The organism is Pseudomonas sp. PB3P13 (assembly GCF_054897735.1).
In genome coordinates, this window is sequence record NZ_CM142702.1 from 545,406 (window position 1) to 561,300 (window position 15,895).

Annotated in this window: 10 protein-coding genes; 9 read left to right on the forward strand and 1 reads right to left on the reverse strand. The window is 59.5% G+C overall.

Translation table 11 applies throughout. From position 1 onward, the window contains the following. Positions 1-104: 104 nt before the first annotated feature. Positions 105-2,540, reverse strand: a complete 2,436-nt coding sequence (locus ACYZT1_RS02555) for a penicillin-binding protein 1A (protein ID WP_462019174.1) — start codon at positions 2,538-2,540, stop codon at positions 105-107. Positions 2,541-2,761: 221 nt separating this feature from the next. Here ACYZT1_RS02555 and ACYZT1_RS02560 point away from each other — a divergent pair, with 221 nt between their 5' ends. From ACYZT1_RS02560 to gltB, 9 genes are all read left to right on the forward strand, one after another. After that, a complete protein-coding gene (locus ACYZT1_RS02560) occupies positions 2,762-3,826 on the forward strand; it encodes a pilus assembly protein PilM (RefSeq protein WP_462017523.1) in 1,065 nt (354 codons plus the stop codon). After that, a complete protein-coding gene (locus ACYZT1_RS02565) occupies positions 3,826-4,392 on the forward strand; it encodes a PilN domain-containing protein (protein ID WP_462017524.1) in 567 nt (188 codons plus the stop codon). The genes ACYZT1_RS02560 and ACYZT1_RS02565 overlap by 1 nt, the downstream gene beginning before the upstream one ends. Continuing rightward, a complete protein-coding gene (gene pilO / locus ACYZT1_RS02570; protein ID WP_462017525.1) occupies positions 4,389-5,012 on the forward strand; it encodes a type 4a pilus biogenesis protein PilO in 624 nt (207 codons plus the stop codon). The genes ACYZT1_RS02565 and pilO overlap by 4 nt, the downstream gene beginning before the upstream one ends. Next, complete coding sequence (locus ACYZT1_RS02575) at positions 5,009-5,536, forward strand: pilus assembly protein PilP (protein WP_462017526.1); 528 nt, start codon at positions 5,009-5,011, stop codon at positions 5,534-5,536. The genes pilO and ACYZT1_RS02575 overlap by 4 nt, the downstream gene beginning before the upstream one ends. A 13-nt stretch (positions 5,537-5,549) precedes the next feature. Continuing rightward, on the forward strand, positions 5,550-7,631 hold the full coding sequence (gene pilQ, locus ACYZT1_RS02580; RefSeq protein ID WP_462017527.1) for a type IV pilus secretin PilQ: 2,082 nt from the start codon (positions 5,550-5,552) through the stop codon (positions 7,629-7,631). 4 nt (positions 7,632-7,635) lie between these two features. Next, the gene (gene aroK, locus ACYZT1_RS02585; protein WP_028621744.1) at positions 7,636-8,154 is read left to right on the forward strand and encodes a shikimate kinase AroK; all 519 of its coding nucleotides are present in this window, start codon (positions 7,636-7,638) and stop codon (positions 8,152-8,154) included. A gap of 151 nt (positions 8,155-8,305) precedes the next feature. Beyond that, a complete protein-coding gene (gene aroB, locus ACYZT1_RS02590; protein ID WP_462017528.1) occupies positions 8,306-9,406 on the forward strand; it encodes a 3-dehydroquinate synthase in 1,101 nt (366 codons plus the stop codon). Positions 9,407-9,415: 9 nt separating this feature from the next. Further along, positions 9,416-11,014: an AAA family ATPase gene (locus ACYZT1_RS02595; protein ID WP_462017529.1), complete on the forward strand. Its 1,599-nt coding sequence runs from the start codon at positions 9,416-9,418 to the stop codon at positions 11,012-11,014. 347 nt (positions 11,015-11,361) lie between these two features. Beyond that, complete coding sequence (gene gltB, locus ACYZT1_RS02600) at positions 11,362-15,807, forward strand: glutamate synthase large subunit (protein ID WP_462017530.1); 4,446 nt, start codon at positions 11,362-11,364, stop codon at positions 15,805-15,807. Positions 15,808-15,895: the final 88 nt, after the last annotated feature.

Genomic DNA, 15,895 nt, shown 5'->3' on the forward strand with positions numbered 1-15,895 from the left:
GGGAGGGGGCTGCAGCTGCAAGATTCAAGATTCAAGCTTCAAGCTTCAAGCTAAAAGCTAAAAGCTAAGTGTTCAGCTTCTGCTTGCCGCTTGCCGCTGCTTCCCTAAAACAAATCGATCGGCGCCACTTCATCCGCCGGCAACGGGCTGCCCGGCACGCTTCCGCTGCCCAGCTCACTGGCCGACGGCGGCGTGTCTTCAGCCTTGAACAGCTCAAAATACGCCCCCGGTGTGCCAGGCGTCGCGGCGCGGCCGCTGACCGGATCAACCCGCAGACTTAACAAGCCCTCCGGCTCTGCCAGCGTGTGTGGCGGCTTGTCCTTGAGCGCGGCAGCCATGTAGTTCATCCAGATCGGCAGTGCCACGGTGCCGCCGAACTCACGACGACCCAGGCTTTCAGGCTGATCGAAGCCGGTCCAGACCGTGGTCACGTAATCGGCGTTGTAACCCGAGAACCAGGCGTCTTTGGACTCGTTGGTCGTACCGGTCTTGCCCGCGATGTCGCTGCGACCCAGCGCCAGTGCGCGGCGGCCGGTACCGAGTTTGATCACGTCTTCGAGCATGCTGTTGAGGATGTATGTGGTGCGGCCATCGACAATGCGCTCGGCCACGACAGGCGCTGGCGCCGCCGGTGCACCCGGTGTGGCATCAGACGCTGCATTGACCGTAAAGGCGTCGGCTGCCGGCGCGGCAATGCCATCTGCAGCAACCTCGCCTTTCGGCACGCTTGGCGGATTGGCCACGAACAAGGTGTCGCCGTTGCGGCTGTCGATCTTGTCGATGATATAGGGAGTGATTTTGTAACCGCCGTTGGCAAAAGTGCTCCAGCCAGTGGCGATTTCCATCGGTGTCAGGGTTGCAGTACCCAGCGCCAGCGACAGGTTGCGCGGCAAGTCCTGTTTGTTGAAACCGAACTTGCTGATGTAGTCGATGGTGCGATCGATGCCCAGCGCCTGTACCAGACGGATCGAAACCAGGTTGCGCGACTTGTACAGCCCTTCGCGCAGGCGGATCGGGCCAAGGAACGTGTTGGTATCATTCTTCGGGCGCCAGACCTTGTCGAGGTATTCGTCGACGAACACGATCGGCGCATCGTTTACCAGGCTGGCCGCCGTGTAGCCATTGTCCAGCGCCGCGCTGTAAACGAATGGCTTGAAACTCGAGCCCGGCTGACGCTTTGCCTGCAGCGCACGGTTGTAGTTGCTCTGCTCGAAAGCGAAACCGCCGACCAGCGAACGAATGGCGCCGTTTTGCGGATCAAGCGACACCAGCGCACCTTGCGCTTGCGGAATCTGGCTGAACTTGAGCGAGTTGTCCGGCTGACGCTGTACGCGAACCAGGTCGCCGACCTGCGCGACATCAGCAGGCTGCTTCGGGTTGGGGCCCATGCTGTTGGTGTTGAGGAACGGCCGCGCCCATTTCATGGTGTCCCAGCTGACGTGTTGCTCGCCGGTGCGGGTCAACACTTGCAGGCCGTTCTTTTCAACCTGGAGCACGATGGCCGGCTCGAGGCTGCTGATCGTGCGTTGCTTGGTCAGCTCGGCCGCCCAGGCTTCACGGGTTTTGCCCGGCAGGCGCGATTCGGGGCCGCGATAACCGTGGCGCTGATCGTAAGTCATCAGCCCTTCGTGGAGTGCGGTATTGGCCATTTCCTGAAGGTTGCTCGGCACGGTGGTGGTGACGCGGAAACCCTCGGTATAGGCATCGCTCCCATAGCGACCGACCATTTCGGCGCGAGCCATTTCAGCGATGTAGGGCGCGTTCACTTCCGGCGTCGGTACGTGATAACTGGCGTTTAGTGGCTCATTGATAGCGGTGGTGTAGTCGGCTTCGGTGATCTTGCCAAGCTTGTACATGCGCCCCAGAATCCAGTCGCGACGCTCCTTGCTGCGTGCCGGGTTGGCCAGCGGGTTGAAGCGCGACGGGGCCTTGGGCAGGCCGGCGATCATCGCCATCTGCGCCAGGCTGACATCGCGAATCGATTTGCCGTAATACACCTGCGCCGCCGCTTCGATGCCGTAGGCCCGGTTGCCCAGATAGATCTTGTTGACGTACAACTCGAGGATTTCGTCCTTGGTCAGCTGCCGTTCGATCTGCAGCGCCAGGAGGATTTCAGTCGTCTTGCGTGAGAAGCTGCGCTCGCTGGTGAGGAAGAAATTCTTCGCCACTTGCATGGTGATGGTGCTACCGCCCGACTGAATGTGTCCGCTTTTTACCAATTGTGTCGCCGCACGCATCAAACTGCCTGGATCGACACCGTAGTGATTGGCAAAGTTGTCGTCTTCAGCACTTAGTAACGCATTAATGAAATTGGGGGGAATGTCGGCGAACCGGATCGGAGTGCGGCGCATTTCGCCAAATTCTGCGATTAACTTGTCGTCGCTGCTGTACACGCGCAGCGGGATCTGCAACTGAATGCTTCTCAGTGTCTCCACTGACGGCAATCCAGGGCTAAGGTAAAGAAACGCGCCGCTTAGACCAAGGAGCAGTCCGCAGAATACGGCGACGATGGACCAACCGAAAAACTTCAGCAGACGAATCAAGGCTTTGAGATATCCAGGGTGAAAAATGAGTGTGGCATCAGGCGTTCAGGTAAAAAGAAGAACGGCCCGCGCTCGTAATAAAAAGCGGAAAAAATCGCTGGGCATTATAAGCAGTTTTTCCAGCGCGAGCGTCATTTGCGCTGATGTCAAGACGGGCGGATTGAACACAATGGGCGATTCAGAGTCCGTAACTCACGGAAAGTCATAGGGAATTGGTAGTGCTAGGACTCTTCAATAAAAAGGCCAATACGCTTCTGGGTATCGACATCAGTTCCACGTCGGTGAAGCTTCTGGAGTTGAGCCGCCACGGCGACCGTTACCGGGTCGAGGCCTATGCCGTGGAGCCGTTGCCCGCCAGCGCCGTCGTCGAGAAGAACATTGCCGAACTCGACGGAGTGGGGCAGGCATTGGCGCGCGTGTTGCTCAAGGCCAAGACCAGTCTCAAGAACGTCGCCGTTGCGGTCGCAGGGTCTGCTGTCATCACCAAAACCATCGAGATGGACGCAGGTCTTTCCGACGATGAAATGGAAAACCAGCTGAAGATCGAGGCGGATCAATACATTCCTTATCCGCTGGACGAAGTCGCCATCGACTTCGAAGTCCAGGGGCCTTCTGCGCGCAATCCGGAGCGGGTCAACGTGCTGCTGGCCGCGTGCCGCAAAGAGAACGTCGAAGTCCGCGAAGCCGCGCTGGCGCTGGCCGGGCTGACCGCTCGTGTGGTGGATGTCGAGGCTTACGCGCTGGAGCGTTCTTTTGGTTTGTTCGCCGGTCACCTGGGCGCTGCCCAGACGCTCCTGACGGTTGCCATAGTCGATATCGGCGCCACCATGACCACCCTCAGCGTGTTGCACAACGGTCGAATCATCTACACCCGCGAACAGCTGTTCGGGGGGCGCCAATTGACGGAAGAGATCCAGCGGCGTTACGGCCTGACCGTCGAGCAGGCAGGGCTCGCAAAGAAGCAGGGTGGCTTGCCGGACGATTACGTCAGCGAAGTGTTGCAGCCGTTTCGTGACGCGGTGGTGCAGCAAGTGTCGCGCTCGTTGCAGTTTTTCTTTGCCTCCGGGCAGTACAATGCGGTCGATCACATTTTGCTGGCGGGCGGCACTGCGTCCGTCCCCGGTCTGGATCGGATGATCGAACAGCGTTTGGGCACACCGACTCAAGTGGCCAACCCGTTTGCCGATATGACACTTGGCAGCAAAGTCAACGCGGGGGCCCTGGCCAGCGACGCTCCGGCATTGATGATCGCCTGCGGACTTGCGCTGAGGAGTTTCGACTGATGGCGCGGATCAATCTTTTACCCTGGCGCGACGAACTGCGCGAAGAGCGCCGTAAACGCTTTTTACTGGCACTCGCCGGTGTATTGGTGGGCGCGGTCGGGGCGATACTGATCGCGGACAGGGCCATCAGCGATGCCATTGACCGGCAGATTGCCCGAAACGATTACATTGGCAAACAAATCACCGTGGTCGATGAACGTATCAAACAGATCAGCGAACTGAAGGCTCGGCGCCAGCAACTGGTCGAGCGCATGCGCATCATCCAGGATCTTCAGGGTAACCGGCCGATCAGTGGGCGAATCTTCGACCAGTTGGCGCGGACCTTGCCGGACGGCGTGTATTTCACCGAAGTGAAAATGGACGGCAAAACCCTTTCTGTCACAGGCGCGGCAGAGTCCAACAATCGCGTTTCCGACCTGATGCGCAATCTCGACGCATCGGACTGGTTCGATGCTCCCACCCTCACCGAGGTCAAGGCGACCACCGCCGGGCAACTGGACCAGGCGAACGTCTTTCAATTGACAGTGCGTCAGACCCAGCCCGCCGCCGTGGAGGCTGCTCAATGAGTCTGGCCCAATGGTTCGAAGGGCTGCGCAAGATCGACATCAACGATCTGGACACCAACAACATGGGCTCCTGGCCGCCTGCCATCAAAGCGCTGGCGTGTATTGGGCTGGCGGTTCTGGTGTTGGCGCTGGGCTACAACTTTTCCGTCAGCGACCTTGAAACCCAGCTTGATCTCAAACGCGAAGAAGAGTCGACGCTTCGAATGCAATTCGCCAACAAAGCGCACATGGCGGCGAATCTGGAGCGGTATGTCCAGCAGATGAAAGAAATGGAGAACTCATTTGGTGTGCTGTTGCGGCAATTGCCCAGCGACACCGAAGTGCCCGGTTTGCTTGAGGACATCACCCGCACGGGGTTGGGCAGTGGCCTGGAATTCGAAGAGATCAAATTGCTGCCGGAGGTCACTCAGCAGTTCTACATCGAATTGCCGATCCAGATCACCGTCACAGGCGCCTATCACGACCTGGCCACTTTCGTCAGTGGTGTGGCCGGGTTGCCGCGGATCGTCACGTTGCATGATTTCGACATCGCAGCCGCCAATCCCGAAGGTGGCTCGAAACTGCGCATGAGCATCCTCGCCAAGACCTATCGCTACAACGACAAAGGGCTGCAAGAATGAGCCCGATTCGAGCCTTGACGTTGATCTTCTTGGTGCTGAGTCTCGCCGGTTGTGACGGCGGCAGTGACTTCAACGACCTTGACGCGTACATGAACGAGGTGCGGCTGCGCGCCCCGGGCAAGATCGAACCCACACCTGTCTTTCAGTCCTACCCGACGTTCACCTACAGCGCTTCAAACCTGCGCAGCCCGTTTTCCCGTCAGGTGCGGGTGGACATCGCCGGTCGGAAGGCAGGCTCGCGAAACGTCAAACCCGATCCCGATCGGGCCAGGCAATACCTCGAAGGTTTTAACATCGAGCAGTTTGAAATGGTCGGTACGATCTCCAATGCCGCTGGCTCCTTTGCGTTGTTGCGCGGGGCAGGGGGTGTGCATCGGTTGAAAGTTGGCGACTATCTGGGTCGCAATGATGGGCGCATCGTCGCCATCAGCGGCTCGCAAGTCGATGTGGTAGAAATCGTTCCGGATGGCGAAGGCGCCTGGCTGGAACGGCCGCGAACCATCCCTTTGAAAGAGCACTCATAGTGGAACTCGAATAATGATCAGGATTTTCACCGCCCTCGGGGTTTCGCTATGGATAGCGTTGCAGTCACCGATGGCACAAGCGGCCAACCTCAAAGCGCTGGACGTCGCCGCGCTGCCGGGGGATCGCGTCGAGTTGAAGTTGTCGTTCGATAGTGCGCCACCGGCACCGCACGGCTACACGACTGAACAACCCGCACGTATCGCCCTTGATCTGCCCGGCGTGGTCAGTCAACTGGTCAGCAAGACTCGCGACCTCGGTGCCGGCAATGCTCGTAGCGCCACGGTCGTGGAGGCCAAGGATCGCACGCGGTTGATCATCAACCTCACGCAACCGGCGCCCTACACCTCGCGTGTCGAGGGCAATAATCTGTTTGTGGTCATCGGGCGGGGTGCCGGTACCACGGCCGCCCGGCCTGCCGCCACATCGGCGGTGTCGCGCGCGGCTACCCTCGTCGCCGTCCCGGCCAGAACGTATGCACCGGTGGCCAAGGCCATTCGTGGTGTCGATTTTCAACGCGGCACCCAAGGTGAAGGGAACGTGGTCATTGACCTGTCCGACCCGTCCATTGCCCCGGATATTCAAGAGCGCGATGGCAAGATCGTCCTCGGTTTCACCCGTACGCAATTGCCCGAGCCGCTGCGGGTGCGCCTGGACGTGAAGGACTTCGCGACTCCGGTGCAGTTCGTCAATGCCAGCGCCACGGGTGACCGCGCCACGATCACCATCGAACCCAGTGGTGCCTTCGACTACTCCACTTATCAAACCGACAACAAGCTGACCGTCAGCATTCGCCCGATGACCGTCGACGACTTGCAGAAGCGTAACACCGAGCGGTTTGCCTATACGGGCGAAAAGCTTTCGCTGAACTTCCAGGACATTGATGTACGTTCCGTGCTGCAGCTGATCGCCGATTTCACCAATCTCAATCTGGTGGCCAGCGACACAGTGCAGGGCGGCATTACGCTGCGCTTGCAGAATGTGCCATGGGATCAGGCGCTGGACCTGGTGCTGAAAACCAAGGGTCTGGATAAACGCAAGATTGGCAATGTTCTGCTCGTTGCGCCGGCAGAGGAAATCGCGGCCCGTGAGCGTCAGGAGCTGGAATCACAGAAACAGATCGCCGACCTGGCGCCGCTGCGCCGTGAACTGCTGCAGGTCAATTACGCCAAGGCAGCCGATATCGCCAAGTTGTTCCAGTCAGTGACCAGTGCCGAAGCGAAGGTTGACGAGCGCGGTTCGATTACCGTGGATGAGCGCACCAACAACATCATTGCCTACCAGACCCAGGATCGCCTGGACGAGCTGCGCCGCATCGTCGCGCAACTGGATATTCCGGTGCGGCAGGTGATGATCGAAGCGCGGATCGTCGAAGCGAACGTTGATTACGACAAGAGCCTGGGCGTGCGCTGGGGTGGTTCGGTGCAAAAAGGCAACTGGAACGGTTCCGGAGTCGATGGCTCTTCCACCACTATTGGCACGCCGGGCAGCACCGGCACGAACACGCCGTTCGTTGACCTGGGGACCTCGGGCAGTACCTCGGGGATCGGCATTGCCTTCATCACGGACAATGTACTGCTCGACCTGGAGCTGACGGCGATGGAAAAGACCGGCAACGGCGAAATCGTCTCGCAACCCAAGGTAGTCACGTCCGACAAGGAAACCGCGAAAATCCTCAAGGGCACGGAGATTCCGTATCAGGAAGCCAGCTCCAGCGGCGCCACTTCGGTGTCGTTCAAGGAAGCATCCCTGTCTTTGGAGGTGACGCCGCAAATCACCCCGGATAACCGCATCATCATGGAGGTCAAGGTCACCAAGGATGAGCCGGATTATCTGAACAAGGTGCAGGACGTGCCGCCCATCAAGAAAAACGAAGTCAACGCCAAGGTTCTTGTGAATGATGGCGAGACCATCGTGATTGGCGGTGTTTTCTCCAATACTCAGAGCAAGGTTGTAGATAAGGTGCCATTTCTCGGTGATGTGCCGTATCTTGGCCGCCTTTTCCGGCGTGACGTGGTTTCGGAGAAAAAATCCGAGCTGCTGGTATTTCTCACTCCGCGTATCATGAACAATCAGGCGATTGCTGTGAGTCATTGATTCTGTGCGAAATTTGATTCTTGTTGGACCGATGGGGGCTGGAAAAAGCACCATCGGCCGGTTGTTGGCCAAAGAGCTGCGCCTGCCGTTCAAAGATTCCGATAAGGAAATTGAATTGCGCACGGGCGCCAATATCCCGTGGATCTTCGATAAGGAAGGCGAACCGGGCTTTCGCGATCGCGAGCAGGCAATGATTGCCGAGCTGTGCACGTGTGATGGCGTGGTCCTGGCGACCGGTGGCGGTGCCGTGATGCGTGAGGCCAATCGCCGGGCGCTGCATGCCGGTGGTCGAGTGGTTTATCTGCATGCCTCAGTCGAACAGCAAGTCGGGCGGACTGCCCGTGACCGTAACCGGCCGTTGCTGCGTACAGCCGATCCCGCCAAAACCCTCAGAGATCTGCTGGAGCTTCGCGACCCGCTTTATCGGGAAATCGCCGACCTGGTGGTGGAAACCGATGAGCGGCCGCCGAGAATGGTAGTGCTTGATATTCTAGACCGCCTGCAGCAACTGCCGCCGCGTTAAAGCGCAGCGTGAAATGCGCTATTCTCGGCGTCCCGCCAGGCCGGTTCGACGTTTTGGCGGTGGGCTGACAACGGCGTGGCACCGGCAGATGCCGTAGACATTCGATTTTCCGGGCAGGACACGCCTGATTCCATCTTCACTGTGGGGACACATGCAGACACTCAAGGTCGATCTAGGCGAGCGCAGCTACCCGATTCATATTGGCGAAGGTCTGTTGGATCAGCCTGAGCTACTGGCTCCGCATATTCGCGGGCGGCAAGTGGCGATCATCTCCAACGAAACCGTAGCGCCGTTGTACCTCGAGCGTCTGACCCGCAGCCTTGAGCAGTTTTCGGTGGTTTGCGTAGTGCTGCCCGACGGCGAATCATTCAAGACCTGGGAAACCCTGCAACTGATATTCGACGGCTTGCTGACCGCACGGCACGATCGTCGTACCACGGTGATTGCCCTCGGTGGCGGCGTCATCGGCGACATGGCAGGTTTTGCCGCTGCGTGCTATCAGCGCGGCGTCGATTTCATTCAGGTCCCGACCACACTGTTGTCACAGGTCGATTCGTCGGTGGGTGGCAAAACCGGCATCAATCATCCGCTGGGCAAGAACATGGTCGGCGCGTTCTATCAGCCGAACGTTGTGCTGATCGACACCGCCACACTCAACACCTTGCCTGCTCGCGAACTGTCGGCCGGGCTGGCGGAAGTCATCAAATACGGCTTGATATGCGATGAGCCTTTCCTGACCTGGCTCGAAGAGAATGTTGATCGCCTGCGAGCTTTGGATCAGGTTGCTCTGACCCATGCCATCGAGCGTTCTTGCGCGGCCAAGGCTGAAGTGGTCGGTGCCGACGAGAAGGAAACCGGTGTACGGGCTACGTTGAATCTGGGCCATACCTTCGGGCACGCCATCGAGACGCACATGGGCTATGGTGTGTGGCTGCATGGTGAGGCGGTGGCTGCTGGCACCGTCATGGCGCTGGAAATGTCGACGCGCCTGGGCTGGATCAGCGAGCAAGAGCGTGATCGCGGCATCCGTCTGTTTCAACGTGCCGGTCTGCCCGTGGTTCCGCCTGAAGAAATGACCCCAGCCGATTTCCTCGAACACATGGCAATTGACAAGAAAGTGATCGACGGTCGTTTGCGCCTGGTGCTGCTGCGCCACATGGGCGAAGCGGTGGTGACCGACGATTATCCGAAAGAAGTTTTACAGGCCACGCTGGAAGCGGATTACCGCGCTCTGGCTCAGCTTAAAGGTTAATAGATCCCGATGACTAGTTTGCATGCCGACGAGGCTTTCCTCGGCCATTTCCAGTTGAGTCACGACCCTTTCGCTCCACGGGTGCCTGGCTTCAAGTTTTTCCCGGCCCAGCGTAAACCGGTGCTCGGGCAGCTGCATCACCTGGCTCGTTACAGCCAGCTATTGCTGGTGGTGACCGGTCCGCATGGCAGCGGCAAGACTCTGCTGCGTCAGGCGCTTGTGGCCAGTACCAACAAGCAATCGGTGCAAAGCGTGGTGGTCTCCGCCCGTGGCGCCGGTGATGCGGCTGGCGTGCTGCGCCAGGTGGCGCAGGCGTTGAACGTCGCTCAGGCAGAGATCGGCCCTATCCTCTCTCAGGTGGTTCAGCTGGCCTTGACGGGGCAGGAAGTCTATCTGCTGGTGGACGACGCCGAGCAACTCGACGAATCCGCGCTCGAAGCGTTGATGGAACTGGCCGCAGGTGCGCCGGAAGGTCGCCCGCATGTGTTCCTGTTCGGCGAGTCGTCGCTGATCGCTCAGCTGGAGGCGCTGAGCCTTGAAGAAGAGCGCTTCCACATTATCGAACTGCAGCCGTACACCGAAGAAGAAACCCGTGAGTACCTGGATCAGCGCCTCGAAGGTGCCGGTCGGGGTATCGAACTTTTCACCGCAGATCAGATCTCTGATATTCACGAAAGCTCCGACGGCTGGCCGGGCAACATCAACCAGGTCGCTCGCGATGCACTGATCGAAGTCATGATTGCCAGCCGCTCAGCGGTCAAGCGTCCAAGTATGGGGTTCAACATGCCGAAGAAACACGTATTGGCGATTTCCGCCGTAGTCGTGGTCGCGGTAGCCGCCGCCTGGTTGATGCCGGGTCGCAGCAAAGCACCGACCACTGGCGCTCCTGCCAATGAACAGGCGCAGCTGCCGCTGGGTCAGGGCACGCCACAACAAAACGACGGCGGTGCTCCCGCTGTCGAATTTGCCGGTAACTCGCAACCGATGCCATTGCCGTTGGTTGGCAACTCGCAGCCAGTCATGCGTGGTCCGCTGGCCGAAGCGGCGGGTGGCATCACCGAAGGCGACGACGGTGTACCGGTGGAAGGCTCAAGCGACACGCCGCCAACCGTGACCACCACCGCTCCGCCTGCCGGCATTCCGGCCGGCCCTGCGCCAACTGCACCTGCCGCCAAGCCGACACCGGCACCGACCCCGGCGCCAACGCAAATTGCGACGGCCAAGCCAGCGCCAATCCCGGCGCCTGCCGCCAAGCCCGCTCCGGCACCCGCCGCCGCTGCCAAACCTGCCGAGAAGCCGACCACTGTGGCCAAGGCTGCCGGCGGCACCTGGTACGCGGGCCAGCCAACCAGCAACTACGTGGTGCAGATCCTCGGCACCAGCTCCGAAGCCTCTGCGCAAAACTTCGTGAAAGAGCAGGGCGGCGAGTACCGTTATTTCAAGAAAGTGCTCAACGGCAAACCGCTTTACGTCATCACCTACGGCAGCTTCGGCAGCCGCGATGCAGCCCTCAGCGCCATCAAGGCCTTGCCAGCGAAGGTTCAGGCTGGTAAACCTTGGCCTCGCACTGTCGCCAGCGTCCAACAGGAACTGGCAACAACTCGCTGAAGATTCGGCGGCCTTACCCAGGCCGCCTCTCCCGGCACCTCAAAATTTCTGCAATGCATGCGACTCTCGGGCCGCGTGCGTTGTGGTGTCTGCGTCACAGTAGTCTTTGAGTCGTTGCGGTCAGAACTAAAAAAGTTTTGACTAGCACAGCAGATCGCTTTAAACCTTTCACAAATGCGACATGGATTTGCGACAGTTCGTCGTCAAATTTGTGAGCGTCTGTGTCGCTGTGTACAATGACCACCCTTTTGCCCCCGCTAAGCCGGCGTACGTTCGGCGCGGATTGCAAGTGGTTGAATTGAAAAGAAATTTGCCTCGAAAAGAGGCAGCCTGGTGAGAAAGTGTCTATGAAAGCAGGTCTGTACCAACCAGATGAATTCAAGGATAACTGTGGTTTCGGCCTGATTGCCCATATGCAGGGCGAGCCTAGTCATACCCTTTTGCAAACGGCCATCGAGGCCCTGACCTGCATGACCCACCGCGGTGGGATCAACGCCGACGGCAAGACCGGTGACGGTTGCGGTCTGCTGATTCAAAAGCCGGATGTGTTTTTGCGAGCCATCGCCCAGGAAACCTTCGGTGCAGAACTGCCCAGGCAATACGCCGTGGGCATGGTCTTTTTCAATCAGGATCCGGTCAAAGCCGAGGCCGCTCGCGAGAACATGAACCGCGAGATTCTGGCCGAAGGCCTGACGCTGTTCGGCTGGCGCAAAGTGCCGATCGATACCAGCGTCCTCGGTCGACTGGCTCACGAGCGCCTGCCGCTGATCGAACAGGTGTTCATCGGCGGTGAAGGCCTGAGTGATCAGGACATGGCGATCAAGTTGTTCAGCGCCCGTCGTCGTTCGTCCGTGGCCAATGCCGCCGACGTCGATCACTACATCTGCAGCTTTTCTCACAAGACCATCATTTATAAGGGTCTGATGATGCCGGCGGACCTGACCGCCTTCTATCCAGACCTCAGCGATCAGCGCCTGCAAACCTCGATTTGCGTATTCCACCAGCGCTTTTCCACCAATACGCTGCCGAAATGGCCGCTGGCTCAGCCATTCCGCTTCCTCGCCCACAACGGCGAAATCAACACCATCACCGGCAACCGCAACTGGGCTCAAGCCCGTCGCACCAAGTTCACCAACGATCTGATGGATCTGGAAGAACTCGGCCCGCTGGTGAACCGCGTCGGTTCCGACTCATCGAGCATGGACAACATGCTCGAGTTGATGGTCACCGGTGGCATCGACCTGTTCCGCGGCGTGCGGATGATCATTCCGCCTGCGTGGCAGAACGTCGAAACCATGGACCCGGACCTGCGTGCGTTTTACGAATACAACTCGATGCACATGGAGCCGTGGGACGGTCCTGCCGGCGTGGTAATGACCGATGGTCGCTACGCGGTGTGCCTGCTCGACCGTAACGGTCTGCGCCCGGCGCGTTGGGTGACCACCAAAAACGGTTTCATCACGCTCGCCTCGGAAATCGGTGTCTGGAATTACCAGCCTGAAGACGTGATTGCCAAAGGCCGTGTCGGACCGGGCCAGATCTTTGCCGTGGACACCGAAACCGGTCAGATCCTCGACACTGATGCTATCGACAACCGCCTGAAGTCGCGTCATCCGTACAAACAATGGCTGCGCAAGAATGCCCTGCGTATTCAGGCGACCATGGAAGACAACGACCACGGTTCGGCTTTCTACGATGTCGACCGGCTCAAGCAGTACATGAAGATGTATCAGGTCACGTTCGAGGAGCGCGACCAGGTGCTGCGTCCGCTCGGCGAGCAAGGCTACGAAGCCGTCGGTTCGATGGGCGACGACACGCCGATGGCCGTGCTGTCCCAGCGCGTGCGCACGCCATACGATTACTTCCGTCAGCAGTTCGCGCAGGTGACCAACCCGCCGATTGACCCGTTGCGTGAAGCCATCGTCATGTCGCTGGAAATCTGCCTCGGTGCCGAGCGCAACATTTTCCAGGAGTCGCCGGAACACGCCTCGCGCGTGATCCTCAGCTCGCCGGTCATTTCCCCGGCCAAGTGGCGCTCGCTGATGAACCTTGATCGTCCGGGCTTCGAGCGTCAGGTCATCGACCTCAACTACGACGAAAGCGTCGGCCTTGAAGCGGCGGTGCGCAATGTCGCCGATCAGGCTGAAGAAGCCGTGCGCGCCGGTCGCACCCAGATTGTGCTGAGCGACCGTCACATCGCCCCGGGCAAGTTGCCGATTCACGCTTCCCTGGCCACCGGCGCGGTGCATCACCGTTTAACCGAAAAAGGCCTGCGTTGCGATTCCAATATCCTTGTGGAAACCGCCACTGCCCGCGATCCGCATCATTTCGCGGTATTGATCGGCTTCGGCGCCTCGGCGGTTTATCCGTTCCTGGCGTACGAAGTGCTGGGCGACCTGATCCGCACCGGCGAAGTGCTGGGCGACCTCTATGAAGTGTTCAAGAACTACCGCAAAGGCATTACCAAAGGCCTGCTGAAGATCCTGTCGAAGATGGGTATTTCCACCATCGCTTCGTACCGGGGTGCTCAGCTGTTCGAAGCCATCGGCCTGTCTGAAGAGGTTTGCGACCTGAGCTTTCGTGGCGTGCCGAGCCGCATCAAAGGCGCGCGTTTCGTCGACATCGAAGCCGAGCAGAAAGCGCTGGCCACCGAAGCCTGGAGCCCGCGCAAGCCGATCCAGCAGGGCGGATTGCTGAAGTTCGTCCACGGTGGCGAATATCACGCCTACAACCCGGACGTGGTCAACACCCTGCAAGCTGCTGTGCAGCAAGGCGACTACAGCAAGTTCAAGGAATACACAGCGCTGGTGGACAACCGCCCGGTGTCGATGATCCGCGACCTGTTCAAGGTCAAAACCCTCGACACCGCGCTGGACATCAGCGAGATCGAACCGCTGGAGTCGGTACTCAAGCGCTTCGACTCGGCCGGCATCTCGTTGGGAGCGCTGTCGCCGGAAGCTCACGAAGCCCTGGCTGAAGCGATGAACCGCCTCGGCGCGCGCTCCAACTCCGGCGAAGGCGGCGAAGACCCGGCGCGCTACGGCACCATCAAGAGCTCGAAAATCAAGCAAGTTGCCACCGGCCGTTTCGGGGTGACCCCGGAATACCTGGTCAACGCTGAAGTGCTGCAGATCAAGGTCGCTCAAGGCGCCAAGCCTGGCGAGGGCGGTCAATTGCCGGGCGGCAAGGTCAACGGCCTGATCGCCAAGCTGCGTTATGCGGTGCCGGGCGTGACTCTGATTTCGCCACCGCCGCACCACGACATCTATTCGATTGAAGACTTGTCGCAGCTGATTTTCGACTTGAAACAAGTCAATCCGCAGGCGCTGGTTTCGGTGAAACTGGTCGCGGAAGCGGGCGTCGGTACCATCGCGGCCGGTGTGGCCAAGGCCTACGCGGACTTGATCACCATCTCCGGTTACGACGGCGGCACCGGTGCATCGCCGCTGACTTCGATCAAATATGCCGGCGCGCCGTGGGAACTCGGTTTGGCCGAAACTCACCAGACCCTGCGTGGCAACGACCTGCGCGGCAAAGTCCGGGTGCAAACCGACGGCGGTTTGAAAACCGGCCTCGACGTGATCAAGGCGGCCATCCTCGGCGCTGAAAGCTTCGGCTTCGGCACTGCGCCGATGATCGCGCTGGGCTGCAAATACCTGCGCATCTGCCACCTGAACAACTGCGCCACGGGCGTTGCGACCCAGAACGAGAAGCTGCGCAAGGACCACTACATCGGCACCGTCGACATGGTGGTGAATTTCTTCACCTACGTCGCCGAAGAGACCCGTGAGTGGCTGGCGAAACTGGGTGTGCGCTCCCTCGAAGAGTTGATCGGGCGTACCGATCTGCTGGAAATCCTCGAAGGCCAGACCGCCAAGCAGAATCATCTGGACCTGACGCCGTTGCTCGGCAGCGATCACATCCCGGCGGACAAACCACAGTTCTGCCAGGTCGAGCGCAACCCGCCGTTCGACAAGGGCTTGCTGGCCGAGAAGATGGTCGGCTTGGCGACCTCGGCGATCAACGACATGTGCGGCGCCGATTTTGCCCTGGATATCTGCAACTGCGACCGTTCCATCGGCGCGCGGATCTCCGGGGAAATCGCGCGCAAGCATGGCAACCAGGGCATGGCCAACGCACCGATCACGTTCCGCTTCAAAGGCACCGCGGGCCAGAGCTTCGGTGTATGGAACGCCGGCGGCCTGCACATGTACCTGGAAGGCGACGCCAATGACTACGTTGGCAAGGGCATGACCGGCGGCAAACTGGTCATCGTTCCGCCGAAGGGCAGCATCTACAAGACTCAGGACAGCGCCATCATCGGCAACACCTGCCTCTACGGCGCCACCGGCGGCAAGCTGTTCGCCGCGGGCACCGCGGGCGAGCGTTTCGCAGTCCGTAACTCCGGTGCTCACACCGTGGTGGAAGGCACCGGCGATCACTGCTGCGAATACATGACCGGTGGTTTCGTCTGCGTGCTGGGCAAGACCGGTTACAACTTCGGCTCAGGCATGACCGGCGGTTTCGCCTACGTGCTCGATCAGGACAACACTTTCGTTGACCGGGTCAACCACGAACTGGTGGAAATCCAGCGGATCAGTGGCGAAGCGATGGAAGCCTATCGCAGCCACCTGCAACGCGTGCTGGACGAATACGTCGAGGAAACCGACAGCGAGTGGGGTCGTAACCTCGCTGAAAACCTCGATGATTATTTGCGTCGTTTCTGGCTCGTCAAACCTAAGGCGGCGAGTTTGAAAACGTTGCTCTCCAGTACTCGTGCCAGTCCGCAGTAAACGACGCAGCTGCAGACGGCAAGCTTCAAGCCGCAAGCTAACAGCAGTGCGCGATGTGCCTGCAAAGTGATTTTATTGCAGCTTCAAG